The organism is Candidatus Hinthialibacter antarcticus, assembly GCA_030765645.1.
Taxonomy (GTDB): Bacteria; Hinthialibacterota; Hinthialibacteria; order Hinthialibacterales; family Hinthialibacteraceae; genus Hinthialibacter; species Hinthialibacter antarcticus.
Map to the genome: position 1 here is coordinate 1 of JAVCCE010000061.1, position 15,519 is coordinate 15,519.

At 53.8% G+C, this 15,519-nt stretch carries 5 protein-coding genes; 2 read left to right on the forward strand and 3 right to left on the reverse strand.

The genetic code is table 11. The annotated features are described in order from the left end of the window. Positions 1-315: 315 nt before the first annotated feature. Positions 316-7,152 carry a S8 family serine peptidase gene (locus P9L94_14970; protein ID MDP8245384.1) on the reverse strand — a complete coding sequence of 2,279 codons (6,837 nt, stop codon included), beginning with the start codon at positions 7,150-7,152 and terminating at the stop codon, positions 316-318. 227 nt (positions 7,153-7,379) lie between these two features. Between P9L94_14970 and P9L94_14975 the strand changes: the two genes are divergently transcribed. Next, positions 7,380-10,415 carry a hypothetical protein gene (locus P9L94_14975; GenBank protein ID MDP8245385.1) on the forward strand — a complete coding sequence of 1,012 codons (3,036 nt, stop codon included), beginning with the start codon at positions 7,380-7,382 and terminating at the stop codon, positions 10,413-10,415. A gap of 299 nt (positions 10,416-10,714) precedes the next feature. Here P9L94_14975 and ccsA read toward each other — a convergent pair whose 3' ends face one another. Next, complete coding sequence (ccsA, locus tag P9L94_14980) at positions 10,715-12,394, reverse strand: cytochrome c biogenesis protein CcsA (protein MDP8245386.1); 1,680 nt, start codon at positions 12,392-12,394, stop codon at positions 10,715-10,717. 11 nt (positions 12,395-12,405) lie between these two features. Continuing rightward, complete coding sequence (locus P9L94_14985; GenBank protein MDP8245387.1) at positions 12,406-14,235, reverse strand: cytochrome c biogenesis protein ResB; 1,830 nt, start codon at positions 14,233-14,235, stop codon at positions 12,406-12,408. A 134-nt stretch (positions 14,236-14,369) separates the two neighbouring features. Between P9L94_14985 and P9L94_14990 the strand changes: the two genes are divergently transcribed. Further along, positions 14,370-15,503, forward strand: a complete 1,134-nt coding sequence (locus P9L94_14990; protein MDP8245388.1) for a glycosyltransferase — start codon at positions 14,370-14,372, stop codon at positions 15,501-15,503. Positions 15,504-15,519: the final 16 nt, after the last annotated feature.

Here is a 15,519-nt window from a genome sequence, read left to right on the forward strand (position 1 = left end):
AGACGGTCGCCTGGACGCCCTTCTGAAGAGCGGCGGTTGGAGCACTTTGCGCTCCACCACCCGCTCTTCAGAAATCTTCATTTCCAACAGTATAGTTATAGCCTATTTTCAACAGACAATTGCGAGGGAGCGTTAGCGACTGCGGCAATCTCGGTTTGATGAAAAATGAAATGCGAGACCTGCCTGCCGCAGGCTGGTTGCTTCGCTGCGCTCGCAATGACTCAGATAACGAGTTGTAAAGAAAAAGCGGGACTGGAAACCAGCCCCGCAATAAGATTAAGAAACACTGAGGGTGTGAGCGTATTTAGGTACGGCTTACGGCTCCATCTCAAAAGCGCGTACGCCCGTGATTCGGACTTTATGCACGCCTTCGCCGACGATTTGCGCAACGAGCATCATCGGGTTATTTTGTACGGACGCCATGCCGCTGACCACAAATGTCTTGGTCGAACCAAGCGGGACTTGCGCCAGTGGAATTTCATGGATCGCCATATTGCTGCCGTTGCCGATCAGCAATGTCAGCGTACCGCCGATGTCGTTGGTGTCACGGACCACGTCAAATTCAGCGGCAAATTTCTTCGGCGCTTCACCCATATCATATAGCGACCCAAACCGCACGGCTTCGTCTCCCGGCGCGAGTTCAAGCACCAAATCAGAGCCGTCAAAGGTCGCGGAACCTGAGGTGTCAGGAGACAAGAACAAGTTCGGCTGCCACTCGCCCAGCGCGACAAAGTCGTCAGGCTGACGCAAGGTTTCGTTCTGGTCGATTACCATATTATCAAAGTAGAAGGTCGCGGTTTGTTCGCCTTCGTTGAACAGCGTGATGAACGGCGTCACGCTGGTATACTCTTGCACCAACTCGATGCGAATCTGGCGCCATTCGCCCAGGCTAACTTCCGGCGCACTGTTGTATGAATACCCCGCCGAACCGTCAACGCCGCTTATTTGCGTGAAGGCGCCGACTGCAACTTGCAGCGATTCGCTCATGGCGTTGTACCAACCCGAAATGCGGGCCGGATTGGAACCGAGTTCCACTTGCGGGCCGATGATCGTTACCAGTTGCCCAGCAGGAACCGTTACGCGCAGCCCTACGCCATTGCTTGCTTCAGGCATGGCGGGATCGCTGGGCGTCACTTCGATTCCCGTGTCGGCTGTGAATGGGAACGCAGCAAAACCGAGATCAATCAACGAAGCGCCAAATGGTTCAAACGGGAAGGTGTATACCCGCTCGCCCAATGGAGGCGTCGGCGTTGGAACTGGAGTGTTCGTCGGCGGTACTGGAGTGTTGGTCGGTTGTCCCGGCGCTGGCGTACTCGTCGCTACAGGAGGAACCGGAGTGTTAGTCGGCTGTCCTGGAACCGGGGTGTTAGTCGGCTGTCCTGGAACAGGTGTATTCGTTGGAGGAACCGGCGTGTTCGTCGGCTGCCCAGGAACCGGAGTATTCGTTGGAGGAACCGGCGTGTTAGTCGGTTGTCCTGGAACTGGTGTATTCGTCGGCGGAACCGGCGTGTTAGTCGGCTGCCCAGGAACCGGAGTATTCGTCGGCGGAACCGGCGTGTTAGTCGGCTGTCCTGGAACCGGAGTGTTCGTCACCGTCGGGGGCACAGGGGTGTTGGTCGGCGGCCCCGGCGTTGGCGTATTGGTCGGCGGCCCCGGCGTTGGCGTATTGGTCGGCGGCAGCGGCGTCGGAGTTATTGTCGGCGGCACTGGCGTCGGCGTGATGGTCGGCGTATTCGTCGGCAGCGGCGTGTTGGTCGCCGTCGGAGGAACAGGAGTGTTGGTTGGCGGTACAGGCGTTGGCGTTGCTTCAACGTCAAAGCGCAAATACACACCGTTTGGATATGGGTTCTTCGACTGGTCAGCATCATTATTGAAGACTTCAACACGACGGCTGAAGGCGCCAACCGGAGCGAGACCAAAGTCAACATTGACGTTAACTTTCTGATTTTCACCCGGCTCAACATTAAACGGTGCGGGCGGATCCAAATCGATCCAATCGCTGTCCACGTCAAAGTCTAGCGATGAAACCTGCAATGTGCCCTGGCCATCGTTATAGACGCGGAACGATTGTGAATCATTCACGCTAGAGAAGAAATCGCTGACAACCGAGAAGGTATTCGGCCCAGTCGGTACTAGAGTTCCTTCGACGCGGTAGGTCCATGTTCCCGCTTCAGGGTTAGCAACAACCACCTGCTCGACATTATCAACCGTATTGACGCCGCGAGTCGCTGCAACGCTGGGTTGGTTTTTGTTCAACACCCACGGGCGATGAGTCACGCCTGAGGGCGAAACCAACACCAAGTCAAGATTGTTGATGAGCGGCGTATCGGTTGAGTACGGTCCTGGAGGATCCGTCCACACCACGGTCACTTTTAATTCAGGCTCTCCGGCGGGAACCGATACGCGATATGACAACATGCTGCCGTCGGTCACTTCGCCTTCGCGCCATTGTAAGTTGTTGATGAGATTGGCGGTATTTTCCGCCTGCATGATGCCCCAGCCATATTCATAATCGGGACCCACGCGGCCTAAGTCTCTGGCGCCGTGGATCAACATGGCTTTCATCGAAGAGGCCAGCGGGTCTTCGCCATGCTGCTCAAGGAAATATTGATAGAGCAGCGCTGCCGTGCCGCATGCGCTGGGCGACGACATTGACGTTCCTGACATATAGCCGTGGCTGTTGTTAAGCGTGGTTGAATATAACGACACGCCGTTGGCGCAGATATCTGGCTTGACGCGACCATCGTTGGCCGGGCCCCAGCTGCTGAACGAAGACATTGTATCGTTGTCTTCCAACGCGCCGATGGTGACGATGTTTTTCGCAACGCCGACGGCGGGGATGGTGTCATAGGGGCCGTCGCGACGCGGGCCGCCATTGTAAGCGTCAGGGCCATCGTTGCGGTCATTGCCCGCCGATTTAAAAATCAACAGGTTTTTCTTGTAGACCACATCATCATAGCCGCGAGCGCTGTAGGCGTACAAACCAAACAAGCGGTCGCCGGTGTCTTGCCACCCGCCGTTGTAATACCAACCCGCGATGTATCCGTATGAGTGGTTAGAAAGACGTACGCCCAAATCAATCGCGGCGTTCATTTCGCTGACGTCGTTCGTCCAGTCGTAAGAACGGATCGCAACGCTCGGCGCCATACCCAGCGAGTTCGCCGCCGAAGCGCCTGAACCGCCGATGGTGCCCGCAACGTGGGTGCCATGGTTGCCATAAGAAACATTGTTGCCAAGCGTCAAGCGGTTGCCAAAATCAGTGTGCGGATAAACCGCCCCGCCGTCCCACACGCCGACGGTGACATCGCGTCCCGTCATATTGAATTGCGGAGAGCGCAGCGTGCTTGCTTGTGAACGCTGAGCAGCAGTGACGTTATTTTCAATGCGTTCCGGTAGAAGCGGTTCGATCCAACGGACGGCGTCAATCGAGGCGATGGCCTGCATCTTTTGCGGATCGACTGCCACTCGATAGACATCTTCAAATTCTATCCCCTGCACTTCACCGCCAGCGGCGGTAATCGCGGCGCGGGCGGCAATGTCGTTAACATCGGGGAACACAATCACAACGATAATCACGCGCCCGTCGTCCAACAACGCATTGGGCGGAAACTCGCCGTTCACAGCGGCGGGCGAGAGGCGGTCAACATTTGATACATTGGATGACCAGCGAACCCGGTCGCTCTTGGTGAGCGTCATCAGCGCCGAAGCGCCTTGCGCGTCAACGTCAACCGACGCCCAGAACGCCATGTTCGGAACATAATCCAACAGACGAATACCGCGCTTGGCGAGTTGTTCGCGTTCTTGCAAAGTCGGTAAGCGCTCGAATTGGATCATCACGTGTTCCACGCCGCCATTGGCGGACGCTTGCGGATGGGCGCTGCTCATCAGTTGGAACAAGTTCTGACGGCCGGTCGCGATGGTTCCGCTGCGGAGATAGATGCCCCAATCGGTTACAGGAGCGCGATCTTGAATCGGCTGTTTCATCACCACGGTGCGCCCCGCGTTGTTGGCGCCGTCTTCAATATTCGTAAACGATAGTTCAAGCGGTTCGACGCGGATGTTCGCCGGGCCAGGCAACGGCGTCGGCGACGGCGTCGGCGTCAAAGTCGGCGGCAACGGCGGCAAGGTTGGGGTCGGGGTTGCAGTCGGCGACGGCGGTTGGAAATTAACGTCGATGCCATAGAAGCCCGTCGAATCAAAGAAGCCAACCACAGCCGCGTAATAGACGGCATTGGCTTGTAGCGTCATTGAAATTTTTGAGAACGACCCAGCGCCGCCTTCATCATCAATTGCAAGAAGGCTGGTGCGGTTATTCGGTCCAAATAAAAGCAAGACGGTGTCCATCGAAACCTGGCCGGACGCCTGATGGGTTTCGATCACGTACGTCCCGCCTGTGGAAGTTTCAAAGCGGTACCAGTCTTCGTCGCCCGCCATTGCGATCTGACCTTCAACGGCTGGCGCGTTCACAACCAAAGCAATTGAGTCATCCGGCGGCACTGTCGCCGTCGGCGGAACCGGCGTGTTGGTCGGCTGCGCAGGCGCTGGCGTATTCGTCACCGTCGGCGGCGCAGGCGTATTCGTCGGCTGTCCTGGCGCTGGCGTGTTCGTCGGAGGCGCAGGCGTATTGGTCGGCTGTCCCGGCGCTGGCGTATTTGTCGCCGTCGGTGGAACCGGAGGCGTCGTGGCGGTTGGTGGAACAGGCGTATTCGTCGGTTGCCCTGGCGCCGGAGTGTTCGTCGGCGGAGCAGGCGTGTTCGTCGCCGTCGGAGGAGCCGGGGTGTTGGTCGGCTGTCCCGGCGCTGGCGTGTTGGTCGCCGTCGGTGGAACCGGGGTATTCGTCGGTTCGCCCGGCTGCGGCGTGTTGGTCGGCGGCGCAGGCGTATTGGTTGGCTGACCCGGAGCAGGCGTGCTCGTCGCCGTCGCTGTTGGCGGCACAACAATAATCGGCGTACTGGTCGGCGGAACCGGCGTATTCGTCGGTTGGCCGGGGGCCGGAGTATTGGTCGCCGTCGGTGGAACCGGAGTATTGGTCACGGTTGGAGGAATTGGCGTATTCGTCGGCGGCAACGGGGTGTTGGTCGGAACCGGAGTTTCTGTCGGCGGCAATTCTTGTAAGAATTGAACCGGGCCGGCGGAATCAAACGGGCCATAAGAAATTGGCGTCCCGCTTTTGGTGATGACTAAAATTTCAAATGCGTAGGTGTGGTTAAATTCTGGACCGTTATCAAAATTCGTATCTATCGAGTCGCTGCTGACCGCGCTCCAAATAAAGAGCGAATCTTGAGGATCAGCCGGACTGCCTAAGTAGACGAAATCGCCCGCGCCGTCTTGTTGGACGGAAACGCGAATTTCACTGATGTCGGATGTGGGGATCAAACCAGGTTGGAATATCCAACGAACAGCCAGTTCGCGTTGGTCAGCCGGGTCGCGATCCAGGCCGTTACTAATATCTTCAACGGTGTCGCCGGAGTCGGTAATCAACACCGACTTGACGGGATTTACATTCAAAACCAAGACGGACGCCGTATCAAACGAGGTCGGTTGTTGCCCGTCCGTGGTCTCTAAACTGACAACGTACAAACCCGCTTCAAATGGTGAGAACACTGTCTCCGCCGCTTGGGCGTTTGCAAACTGGTTCGCGCTTAAATTCGGGCCGGAGATTACTTCCCACAGATACGAATATTGCCCTGCCCCGCCTGCTGCGGAACCTGATAGCTGAATCCCGCTTTGAATCAGCGTGATCTTACTCGGCCCGGCGTCAGCAACGACAAAGTCGTTAACAAGAACCGTGACCGAGTCAGCGGATGCGGTTTGTTCATCTTCGGCGACGAGACGCAAAACATACGTACCGCTTGCCGTGGGAACAAACGTCGTCTGAGCGGTGTCGGCGCTGGTGAATTGCCCGACGTCTAAATTGGCGCCGGAAAGCACTTCCCAACTGAATGAGACGTTGCCCGTACCGCCGGTCGCATTGCCTTGTATAGAGATCGGATTGCCAATGTAGGTCACCAAATCAGGCCCAGCATTCGCGCTGACAAACTGCGGCATATCGACAAAGCGAACGCGCTGGTTGCCAGCGTCAGCAATATATAAATCGCCGTCTTGTTCAACAAAAACAAAATTGGGGCTGTCCAGGTCTGCATTGAGCGCTTCGATGCCTTCGCCAAAGAAACCTTCAGCGCCGGTCCCCGCAACGGTGGAAATAATTCCCTTTACGTTTACGCGGCGAATGACATGGTTGCCCGTGTCAGCAATATATATATTGCCGAACGGATCGACCGCCACGCCTTCGGGGTTGCGCAAGCGTCCTTCAATCGCAGGCCCGCCGTCGCCGGACAGCTGCGGCTGCCCCGAACCAGCGACCAGAAAGATGGTTCCATCAACATCGACTTTGCGAACCTGATGATTGCGGGTATCGGCGATATAGATCACGCCGTCAGCATCCACGAAAACCCCTGCGGGTTGAAACAGGCGCGATTCGGTCGCGGGGATACCGTCAACATCGACTCCCTGAAGCCCATTGCCCGCAACCGTAATAATGGTCCCATCCGGTAAGACTTTGCGAATGCGGTTGTTCAGCGTGTCGGCGATATAAATCGAACCGTCGTCGTCAACGAACAAATCGCGCGGACGGTTCAACGCCGCTTCGGCAGCGAGGCCGCCTTCACCGGAAAAACCGATGTCGCCGTTGCCTGCAACCGTTTCGATATCGCCGTTGGGCGAGACTTTGCGAATGCGGTTATTGAATGTATCCGCAATATACAAAAAGCCATCTTTCACGAAGACGGCTTCGGGTTTATTCAATGGGGTCGCGATTGCTGAGGCGGCGTCAGGGTCATACCCGACCTGCCCGTTGCCCGCTACGGTAGAAATCGTGCCATTGGGCAAGACTTTGCGAATTCGGTTGTTCTGGGTATCCGCAATATAAATCGAACCGTCATCCGTTACGAAAACGCTGGACGGCTTCGCCAATCCGGCCTGTAAGGCGGGGATGCCGTCTCCGTTATATTCGGCGGCTCCACTACCAGCGACAGTGCTGATCGTCGGCCCGGTCTCTTGCGCATTTGGCGCGAGAGTAACGAATAAAGCCAGCAAAAATACAAACGCATACCTGCAAGTAAATCGGTTTAATGAGCTCACAACCTCGTTCATTTTGAAACCCTCTCTTTGCGCGTCACACCCGTAGTGGTATCAGATCATATAAAGAATTGAATGAATTGTAGCAGAACGTAATACAAAGTTAAAGAGAAAATCCGAATTTTTTTATTATGAAGTTTTGGGTGGGTTATCGGGGAAAACAGAATATAATACAACATATTGAATCTAGTATGCTTATATGCTTAATTATATTCCAAAATCACCGGGAGAGAACCCAAAAAATGTTAAAAAAGTATATTCCTTTAGTCGTCTTTACTCTTTTGAGTGTTAATTTCGCTTTTTCACAGGTTGTGGCAGACGAATGGGACTCGACCGATGATTTTCCAATTGGCGCGACATTACTTGAAATTCCTTCCAATAGTTCAGGAACCCACGGCCTCCATACTTTATCGGATAATGATACGGAAGATTGGTTCACATTCACGCTGGAAGCAGGCGCCTTGTACGAATTTTCCTCCGACAGCGAAATCACGATAACCGCCGATTTGCTCGCATCTGACGCGGATACGGTTGTAGCCAACGATCTCATTGATCTTGGCAATGAATTTGGCGCGAACGCGCCCAATTTTCGCTTTACCTACACACCAGAAAGCACCAGCGTGTTCTTTTTACGCATCCGCAACGTCATCGCATCAGAGGCTGGCTCATATACATTGTCCTATCTCGGCGATGATGGAACCGTTCCCGGCGATGCGTGGGACCCAGCCGACGATTCCGCATTCGGTGCGACTGATTTGGGGGCGCTCTCTTCAGAAGAAACCACACACGGGCCTCATTCACTGACGCCCCGCGACGCCGAAGACTGGTTCCGTTTTCAGGTCATCGCAGGCGAAGCGTTTTTAATTGAATCCGACAGCAACGCAGACCTCGTCGGTGAACTCTACCGCACCAGCGGCGCGGTACGCATCGCCGCCAATGACAACGGTGGAGAGAACTTCAACTTTTCGCTGCGCTACAACCCGACCAGCAACGGCGAACTTTGGCTGCGCGTCACCCTGAGCGAACTCGAAACCCGTGGCGATTATACCATCCGCTTGGTCAGCGGCGTTGAACCGCCCGAAGGCGGCGACGAATGGGACCCGGCGGACGATATCCCCGACGGCGCCACCAATTTGGGGGGACCAACCGATGAAGACAAAACCCACGGCCCGCACACATTATTAGAGAGCGATATCGCCGACTACTTTATCTTCACCCTTCCAGGTGGATTTGAATATGAATTTTATACCTCCGGCGATTACAACACCGTGGGCGAGTTGTTGCTTGCAGACGGCATGACCCAGGTCAGCCTTGATGAAACCAGCGGCGACGGCAACAACTTCCGTATTACCTTCAGCACCACCGATACCGCGAAATATATTTTGCACGTCCGCGAATTTGCCAATGGCTTCGCCGTCTATCAATTGCATTACCGCCGCACCGCCAGTATTCCTGAACCGCCGACGGACGACTTTGATCCGGCCGACGATCTCGCCAGCGGCGCGACGGCGCTAGATACGCCCACGATGGACGAGCAATCCCATACAGGCCACACGCTGTCGATTGTTGATCCTCTCGACTGGTTCAAGATTACGCTCGAAGCAGGCGCAACCTACGAGTTTTGGAGCAGCGGACCGTCCGACACTCTCGCGACAATTTATGATGCGCAACAACAACCCTTGCAAGAACTCGACGCAGGCGGCGCACAATCTAACTTCCGGGGACAATTCACGCCGGATGCCAGCGGTGACTATTTCCTCCGGCTTCGGCTCTTTGATACAGGCGCGACCGGTGAGTATTCCCTGCATTATCGCAAGTACGTCTCGCCTGCCGCCGAAGGCGACGCCTGGGACCCGGTGGATGACGCAACCAACGGCGCAACCCAATTGGCCGAAGCAAACCGCAACGGCCTTTCACACGGGCCGCACCGCTTAACGCCGGGCGACTCGGATTGGTTCCAAGTCGTTTTGACCCAAGGCGTGTATTACGAATTCTTCTCAACCGGCAATTCAGATACAGCCGCCCAACTCTATCTCGCAGACGGCGTCACTTGGGTCGCCAGCGATGAAGACAACGGCGCCTCCACCAACTTCAACCTGCAATACACCGCCGCAACGACGAATATTTATTATCTGCGCGTGTATGAAGAAACCAGCGCAGACGGCGTGTATGACCTCAATTACTTTAGCGATTTAGATTCCACCGCACCTTCCGGCGCCTTGCCTGTGGTCATTCACCGCTTGAATAGTGCGTCTGAATTCTCCGCCGTAGCAGGCGGGTTTAACCAAGCGCCAGCGGGCGAAGTATCCGTCGGCACCATCGCGTCGAGCGGCTTTGTTTACTCGGACGCAAGCGGCGCCATTATCCGCACCGACCCCAGCGAAGTGATGTTGTTGCAATTCCCGACGATTGAAGTCGGCGACGGTTTGCTCTTGCTTCGCGCCACCGTGCGTTCAACCGCGCCGGGCGCGCAAATCTGGCTGGCAGCGCTCGACGCCTCGCTGGACGGCTCAGCCGCCTCGACCATGATCGCCGACAGCGGCGCCGTACAAAGCGACTACCAACGGATGTTGTTGTTATACAATCCACCCAGCGGCGCAGCGGCGCCCATCATCCAAATCGCCAACATCAGCGGCAGCGAACAAGTCGGCGTGTTGTTGGATACCGTTGAAGCCTACGTCATCCCCAGCGATGAAGTTTGGTCGGCGGAACTGTTCTTCCCCCAAACAAATGCTCCGGCGCAAGCCTCGTTGCTGCCGCAACTCACTCAGCAATTCTCGTTGGCGGGCGAAGCAGTCTTTAGTGAAGTCCCGGGCGGTTTCTCGGTTGATCCGGCTTACCCCGGCGGCGAACTCACCACTGGCGCACTCCCTGTTGACGATGACCGCATGAGCGATGGACAAGGCGTAACCATCAAGGTTTCTCCTGGAGAAGTCCATTTGATTACGTTCCCTGCGGTTGAGGTCGGCGACGCGGTCGCGTTGATTCGCGCGACGGTCAGAACATCGGCGCCGGGCGCACAAGTGGCGCTCGCCGCGATTGACGCTTCGCTTGATGGTTCGATCTCAGCCGACATTCCGGCAAATAGCGCCAACATCCAAGACAGTGACCATGTAATGACGATCCTTTATGACCCCACGTCGAGCGCATTGGTCCCCATTATTCAATTGGCGAATTTGCCGGGACAGCAAGATGTTGAACTCTACATTGACGAGTTAGAAATATACACGCTACCCAGTCAGGGCGGCATCCCGGGCCAGTTGTTGGGCGGCGAATGATGATTTGCGTTGTAGTAACAAAATATGTTTGGTTGAAATTTTAATGGATTGAATTGAAGGGGATGGCGAACCCTGCCTGCCGCAGGCTGGCTCCTGGTGAGCCGCAAGAGGACGAAATTGTTTCGATACTTCGTGGCTCGTCGGGAGACTCGCCCTCCCCACGAATTAGCCCGCTTGTATTCCTTTTCCTAATGGATGAAGGAATACAAGCACCCCTCTATTAAGCAAGGACGATAGTCAAAAAAAAGCGCCTCCCAATTTCGGAAGGCGCTTTCGTTTTGTGTCTTTTTCTAGTGAACTTATGCAGCGGATATGCCGTCATCTACATTTTCTTCAATCGGCATTGTTGAACGCATCATCAAATACTTGATCGATACAACGCCCATGAAAATAAACTCCGCAACTAAATACGCAATCACATATTCGCCGCCGCCCGCGCCAAAGCCATAACTATGCAGGCCGGTCCCAAGAACGAAGTTGACGCCATACCACGTCATTAAGATCAAGAAGAAACCGAGTATGGAGCCGATAGCGGTTCCGAAATCATGAATCCAACCGGTGTAGCGAGCGTGGAGAATCGCAAGATACCCCAGCAGTGAAATCAGCGCCCAGGTTTCTTTTGGGTCCCAGCCCCAGAAACGGCCCCATGATTCCGCCGCCCACACGCCGCCCAGAATGGTTCCAATGGCTAGAAGCACCACGCCGACTTGCAAGACGCGATATAAAAACAAACTGAGCTCGCGTAAGAGCATCTTATTGTTAGGGCAATAGAAGTAGACAAACAAACTAACGTGTGCGAGGCCCATCGCCAACGCGAAGGCGCTGTAACTAATGGTGATGGTCAACACGTGAATGATGAGCCAATAGTTGCTGCGCAACACCGGAACCAGCGGTTCGATATTCGGATCAAATGGCAGAATATCAGCCAGAATCAAAAAGCCCACGCCGCAGAATGTACCCACCGCCGCATACCAGCGGCGCCGATAGATGAGTTCAAAAATCAGGGCGAACAACAACACGCCCCAACCGACGAACACCACCGTCTCATACATATTTGAAACCGGCGGGCGCCCTGCGATCAGTGCGCGTAGCAACAGCCCCCAGCCGTGAAAGGCAAAGCCTCCAAAGGCAAACGCCATCGACGTCCAATACAACCAACGCGCTTTGACAAAGAAGAAGGACAACAAAAATCCAAAAAAGGCCAGCATGTATATAATCCACGCATTCAAGAACGGGCGTGATTCGTTGTAATAAATCTCGCGTTCCATCAACGCAGCGGTCGGATAAATCAGTGGGTCGGTATTGAGTTGAGCCAGCAATGTATGTAATGAGATGCTGCTTTGTTCAAATTCACTTGCATTGCCATGATGAAAGGCCGTGATGACATCGCTAAAGGTGTCTTTAATTTTTGCTTGCGTCTCAGCGGGATACCCAGTCGGCTGGACAATCGAAAGCCACTTCGCCACTTCCGGGGACCCAGGCGGCGGCGGGACCATTGTCAGCGCTTCGCCGCTCACCAATATTTGATACGTAATCAATTGGTGCATCAGACGACCAGTTTCGTTCTCGAGTTTGTTCAGTTTCGTCCCGGCCATCTGTTTGTTGCGGACATCCTCGGCCACTGCTTGGAAACTGGCGTTGTTAATCAGTCCATTGACCGAGAAGCGTTCCTGGTTCAGATCGACGCCCAATGCTTTTTTGAGTGGAATATAACCCAGTTTCACGATCTCAGCGTCAGACCAATCGTGAGACGAGAGAAACAAAAGCAACGTATTCACTGGCTCGCGACTTTGGAACTTCCAGCGTCCGGTAATGTCTTTGACCGATTCGCCGGAGAAGGTTTGCAGCGGTTTCACGCGTCCATCTTCCTGAACGGGAATGCTATTCAGCGGCTCAAAATTAAATTCGACTTGAGAAAAACTGATTGGCGCGGTGCAGATTAAGACAAATGCCGCAATCCAGAATTGTATTGATCGCATGAGATTCACGTTTACTCCCCTTGTTGTTTTGCCCCTGAAACGAAGGGCGATGTTCTACGGTATCCAAAATTCTTCGAACCGAAAATCAAAATCATTCCGAGGCACATGATGATCGAGCCTGCGTAAATGGTTGAAGTTCCCGGCGCCCGGGCAACCGTGAAGATTGAAACATCCGGCTGGCCATTTTTGCCTTCAATGTAACTTGATTGATAGACTTTAAAATTGTTGTAAACCAATGGGTTGTTCATAAAGACGAGATGTTGTTCTTCAATGGCGTTCGACTCGTCAATCAACATCACGTCGCTTTCAAAGCGCATGGGACGATTGGTGCCGGGGTAGCGCGGCGCCCGAAAATCTAACAACTTGACTGAAAAGCCCAGCGGAACGATTTGGCTGCCGAAATAGACTTCCACCGGAGCGCCGGCAACCATCAACACTTTCGGGTTTCCGTAGCTGGCGTACCCTTCCGCTTCGCGGCCATTGTGAGCGACCCGCACTTTCAGCAACGGATTATTGCGTTGACCGGGCGCATCTTCTCCCGCTTCAACAACAACAAAATCACGCTTCGCCTTGGGGTAAAATTGGTCAACCTTCAACATCAGGTTGTTCCATGACGTGTTGATTTCTTCGCCGATTACAATTTCGCCTTTGACCAGCGCCCCGCCGGTATTCATGGTGCGGTAGTGCAATTTCTCTTCCGGCCCCACGATAATGTCCATACGGTTTTGCGAGCCTGCGTCTTGGTCCATCGGATATTCATACGCCGCGCTTAATCCCCCGCCCGACTCGCCGTGCATCGAACCAAACTCAGGGAACAACGCAAACGCCATGTGAGTTTCTTCTACGTTGCCATGAATGATTTTAAAGCGGGCGACGGGGTTCAAGGCGCCCTCTGGGTCTTCGACCAATTGATTATCTTGAATTTTGCCGCGCTCAATCAGGGAGATGAATTCAGCCCGATAGGTTTCGCCATGATGCTCAAACTCAACAGGCCCGCTCATTAAGTCGGACATATCAATCGTCGCGGCGACATGCGCCGTTCCGTGCGATAAAATCAACTTGCCTTTTGAATCGCCGGGGGCAACTTGGCTGGGCGCACTCAAGGCTTTATCTAATTCTTCTTGTGAATTGGCCTTTTTAAAATTGACCTTGGCCATTCCAAAATTGATCTGGCTGCGTTGCGTATCCAGAGCGAACATCCATTGCCGGCTCATGGATTCCGTCAACTCAGGACGCCGTAACGAAACCTGGATGGCGGGATTGGCAACTTGACCATCTTCTTTCACCACTTCTTGCGAACGAGGGTTATCAAAATACTGGTCGATATAACAAACCAGTCCACTTTCACCCATTTTATATTGGATGGATTTTCCTGATGGAACCCCATTTTTCATATAAGAATTTGGGTTATAGGTCTCTTTCACGCCCAACTGGGGAGCGGAAATTGACAAAATGGAGTCATTCATCCGCAATGATTTGCCAATTTCGCCTTCGGTGAGCATCAGTTGGCCTTCCATGCCAAACTTGCGCGTCACCAAAGCGCCGAGCAAAATCACAAGGATACCAACGTGCGTAATCACGAAGCCCGTCTTCCGTTTTCGCCAGGGAAAACGGATCATGGCTGAACATAACACATTGACGCCCAGCAGAAAGAGCAGAAAATCAAACCACACCGTCGAGTAAATTGCCATTTGAGCCGCCGGCGTACCATGCATAGATTCATACACGGTGGCATAGCTCAGCAAGACAACAAACACAAGTAGAAGAATAACGGCCAGTTTGAGCGAAGCAAAAAACGAGTAAAGTTCTTTACCCAAGAAGACAATAATGTCTGGTTTCATCGATGCACTTTCTTAGGGGATAGATTGTTGAGTATTTACTAACTAGATACGTCTTATCAGGAATTATAGCAAGTCGATGACAGAACCCAAGTAAAAGCATCGATTAATAGCTAAAGAAGAAACGAATAACAAAAATGCCTACGATATGGTCATACGCTGACCCGGCAAACAGAGGCTTTGGTTTATTCAAACGCTTGGTTTTAAGCGCTTTAGAAGCGCATGGCTGGACAACCCGCCTAGCGCTTCAACCTTTATTGGATCCTGCCTCTAAGGCAAAGCTCCGTGACGATTTACTCAATAATCAACCGGATTGGATACTCCTTATCAACCAATCTGCTGGTCAACTCTATGACTATTTAGAAATCGAAAACAGCCGTAGACCGCTGCCGTCTAAAAAACTGATCTGGTATCTTGACGATCCAGAGTTTTTCATCGACCGCCCGTTTGAACCCTACGAATACGTATTCTCATTTGATGAGACCTACCTGGATGGAGTCAAAAAACACAACCCGGCGCTATACGGGTTCTGGCCCCTCGCGGCTGATATGGACGCGCCAGGCCAATACGACGCCCGTTTCGCCTGCGATGTTTGTTTCGTCGGCGGCGCCATCGACCAGAGCGCGCGACGCGAACAACTGTCGCCCGTCATGCAGAATTACGTAAATGAACTGGTTGAACTAAAACTACAACACCGTGAGAAAACCTTCACCGACCTCTCAATCGAACACCCCATCGAACCGGGTAAGTGCATTCAGATTCAGCCGCAAGTCGCCAATTATCTTTATTGGGAAGCCAACAACCGCTACCGCATCCGTACGTTAGAAACGCTGATTGACCTCGACCTGAGAATCTACGGCAACGAAGACTGGCCGATTTTGCTGAAGGATTCACCGCTACTCGAAAAATTTCACGGCCCCATCGACCCGGTGAACGAACTGCCTCACGCATTCGCCAGCGCAAAGATCAATTTAAACATTCACAGCGTCCAATGTCGGGGCAGTTTAAACCAGCGCGATTTTAACGCGCCCGTCGCAGGAGGCTTCTTGCTCAGCGATTGGGCCCCGGCGGCGGCGCGATATTTCGCTCCAGGCTGCGAGGCCGCCTATTGGAGCGACCGCGACGACCTGCATGCCCAGGTCAACTATTATTTAGACCATACTGATGAACGCCGTCAGATTGTGCAACAAGGCGCACACTGCGTTCAAAATAAACACACCTATCACCATCGCGTCGCGAACTTACTCGAAATGCTGTCAGGAAAAATATAGGGGGGATTCATCCGGC

Coding starts and splice junctions, on each gene's coding strand:
- P9L94_14970 (MDP8245384.1), bottom strand. CDS start 7,152: ATGAACGAGGTTGTGAGCTCATTAAACCGATTTACTTGCAGGTATGCG.
- P9L94_14975 (MDP8245385.1), top strand. CDS start 7,380: ATGTTAAAAAAGTATATTCCTTTAGTCGTCTTTACTCTTTTGAGTGTT.
- ccsA (MDP8245386.1), bottom strand. CDS start 12,394: ATGCGATCAATACAATTCTGGATTGCGGCATTTGTCTTAATCTGCACC.
- P9L94_14985 (MDP8245387.1), bottom strand. CDS start 14,235: ATGAAACCAGACATTATTGTCTTCTTGGGTAAAGAACTTTACTCGTTT.
- P9L94_14990 (MDP8245388.1), top strand. CDS start 14,370: ATGCCTACGATATGGTCATACGCTGACCCGGCAAACAGAGGCTTTGGT.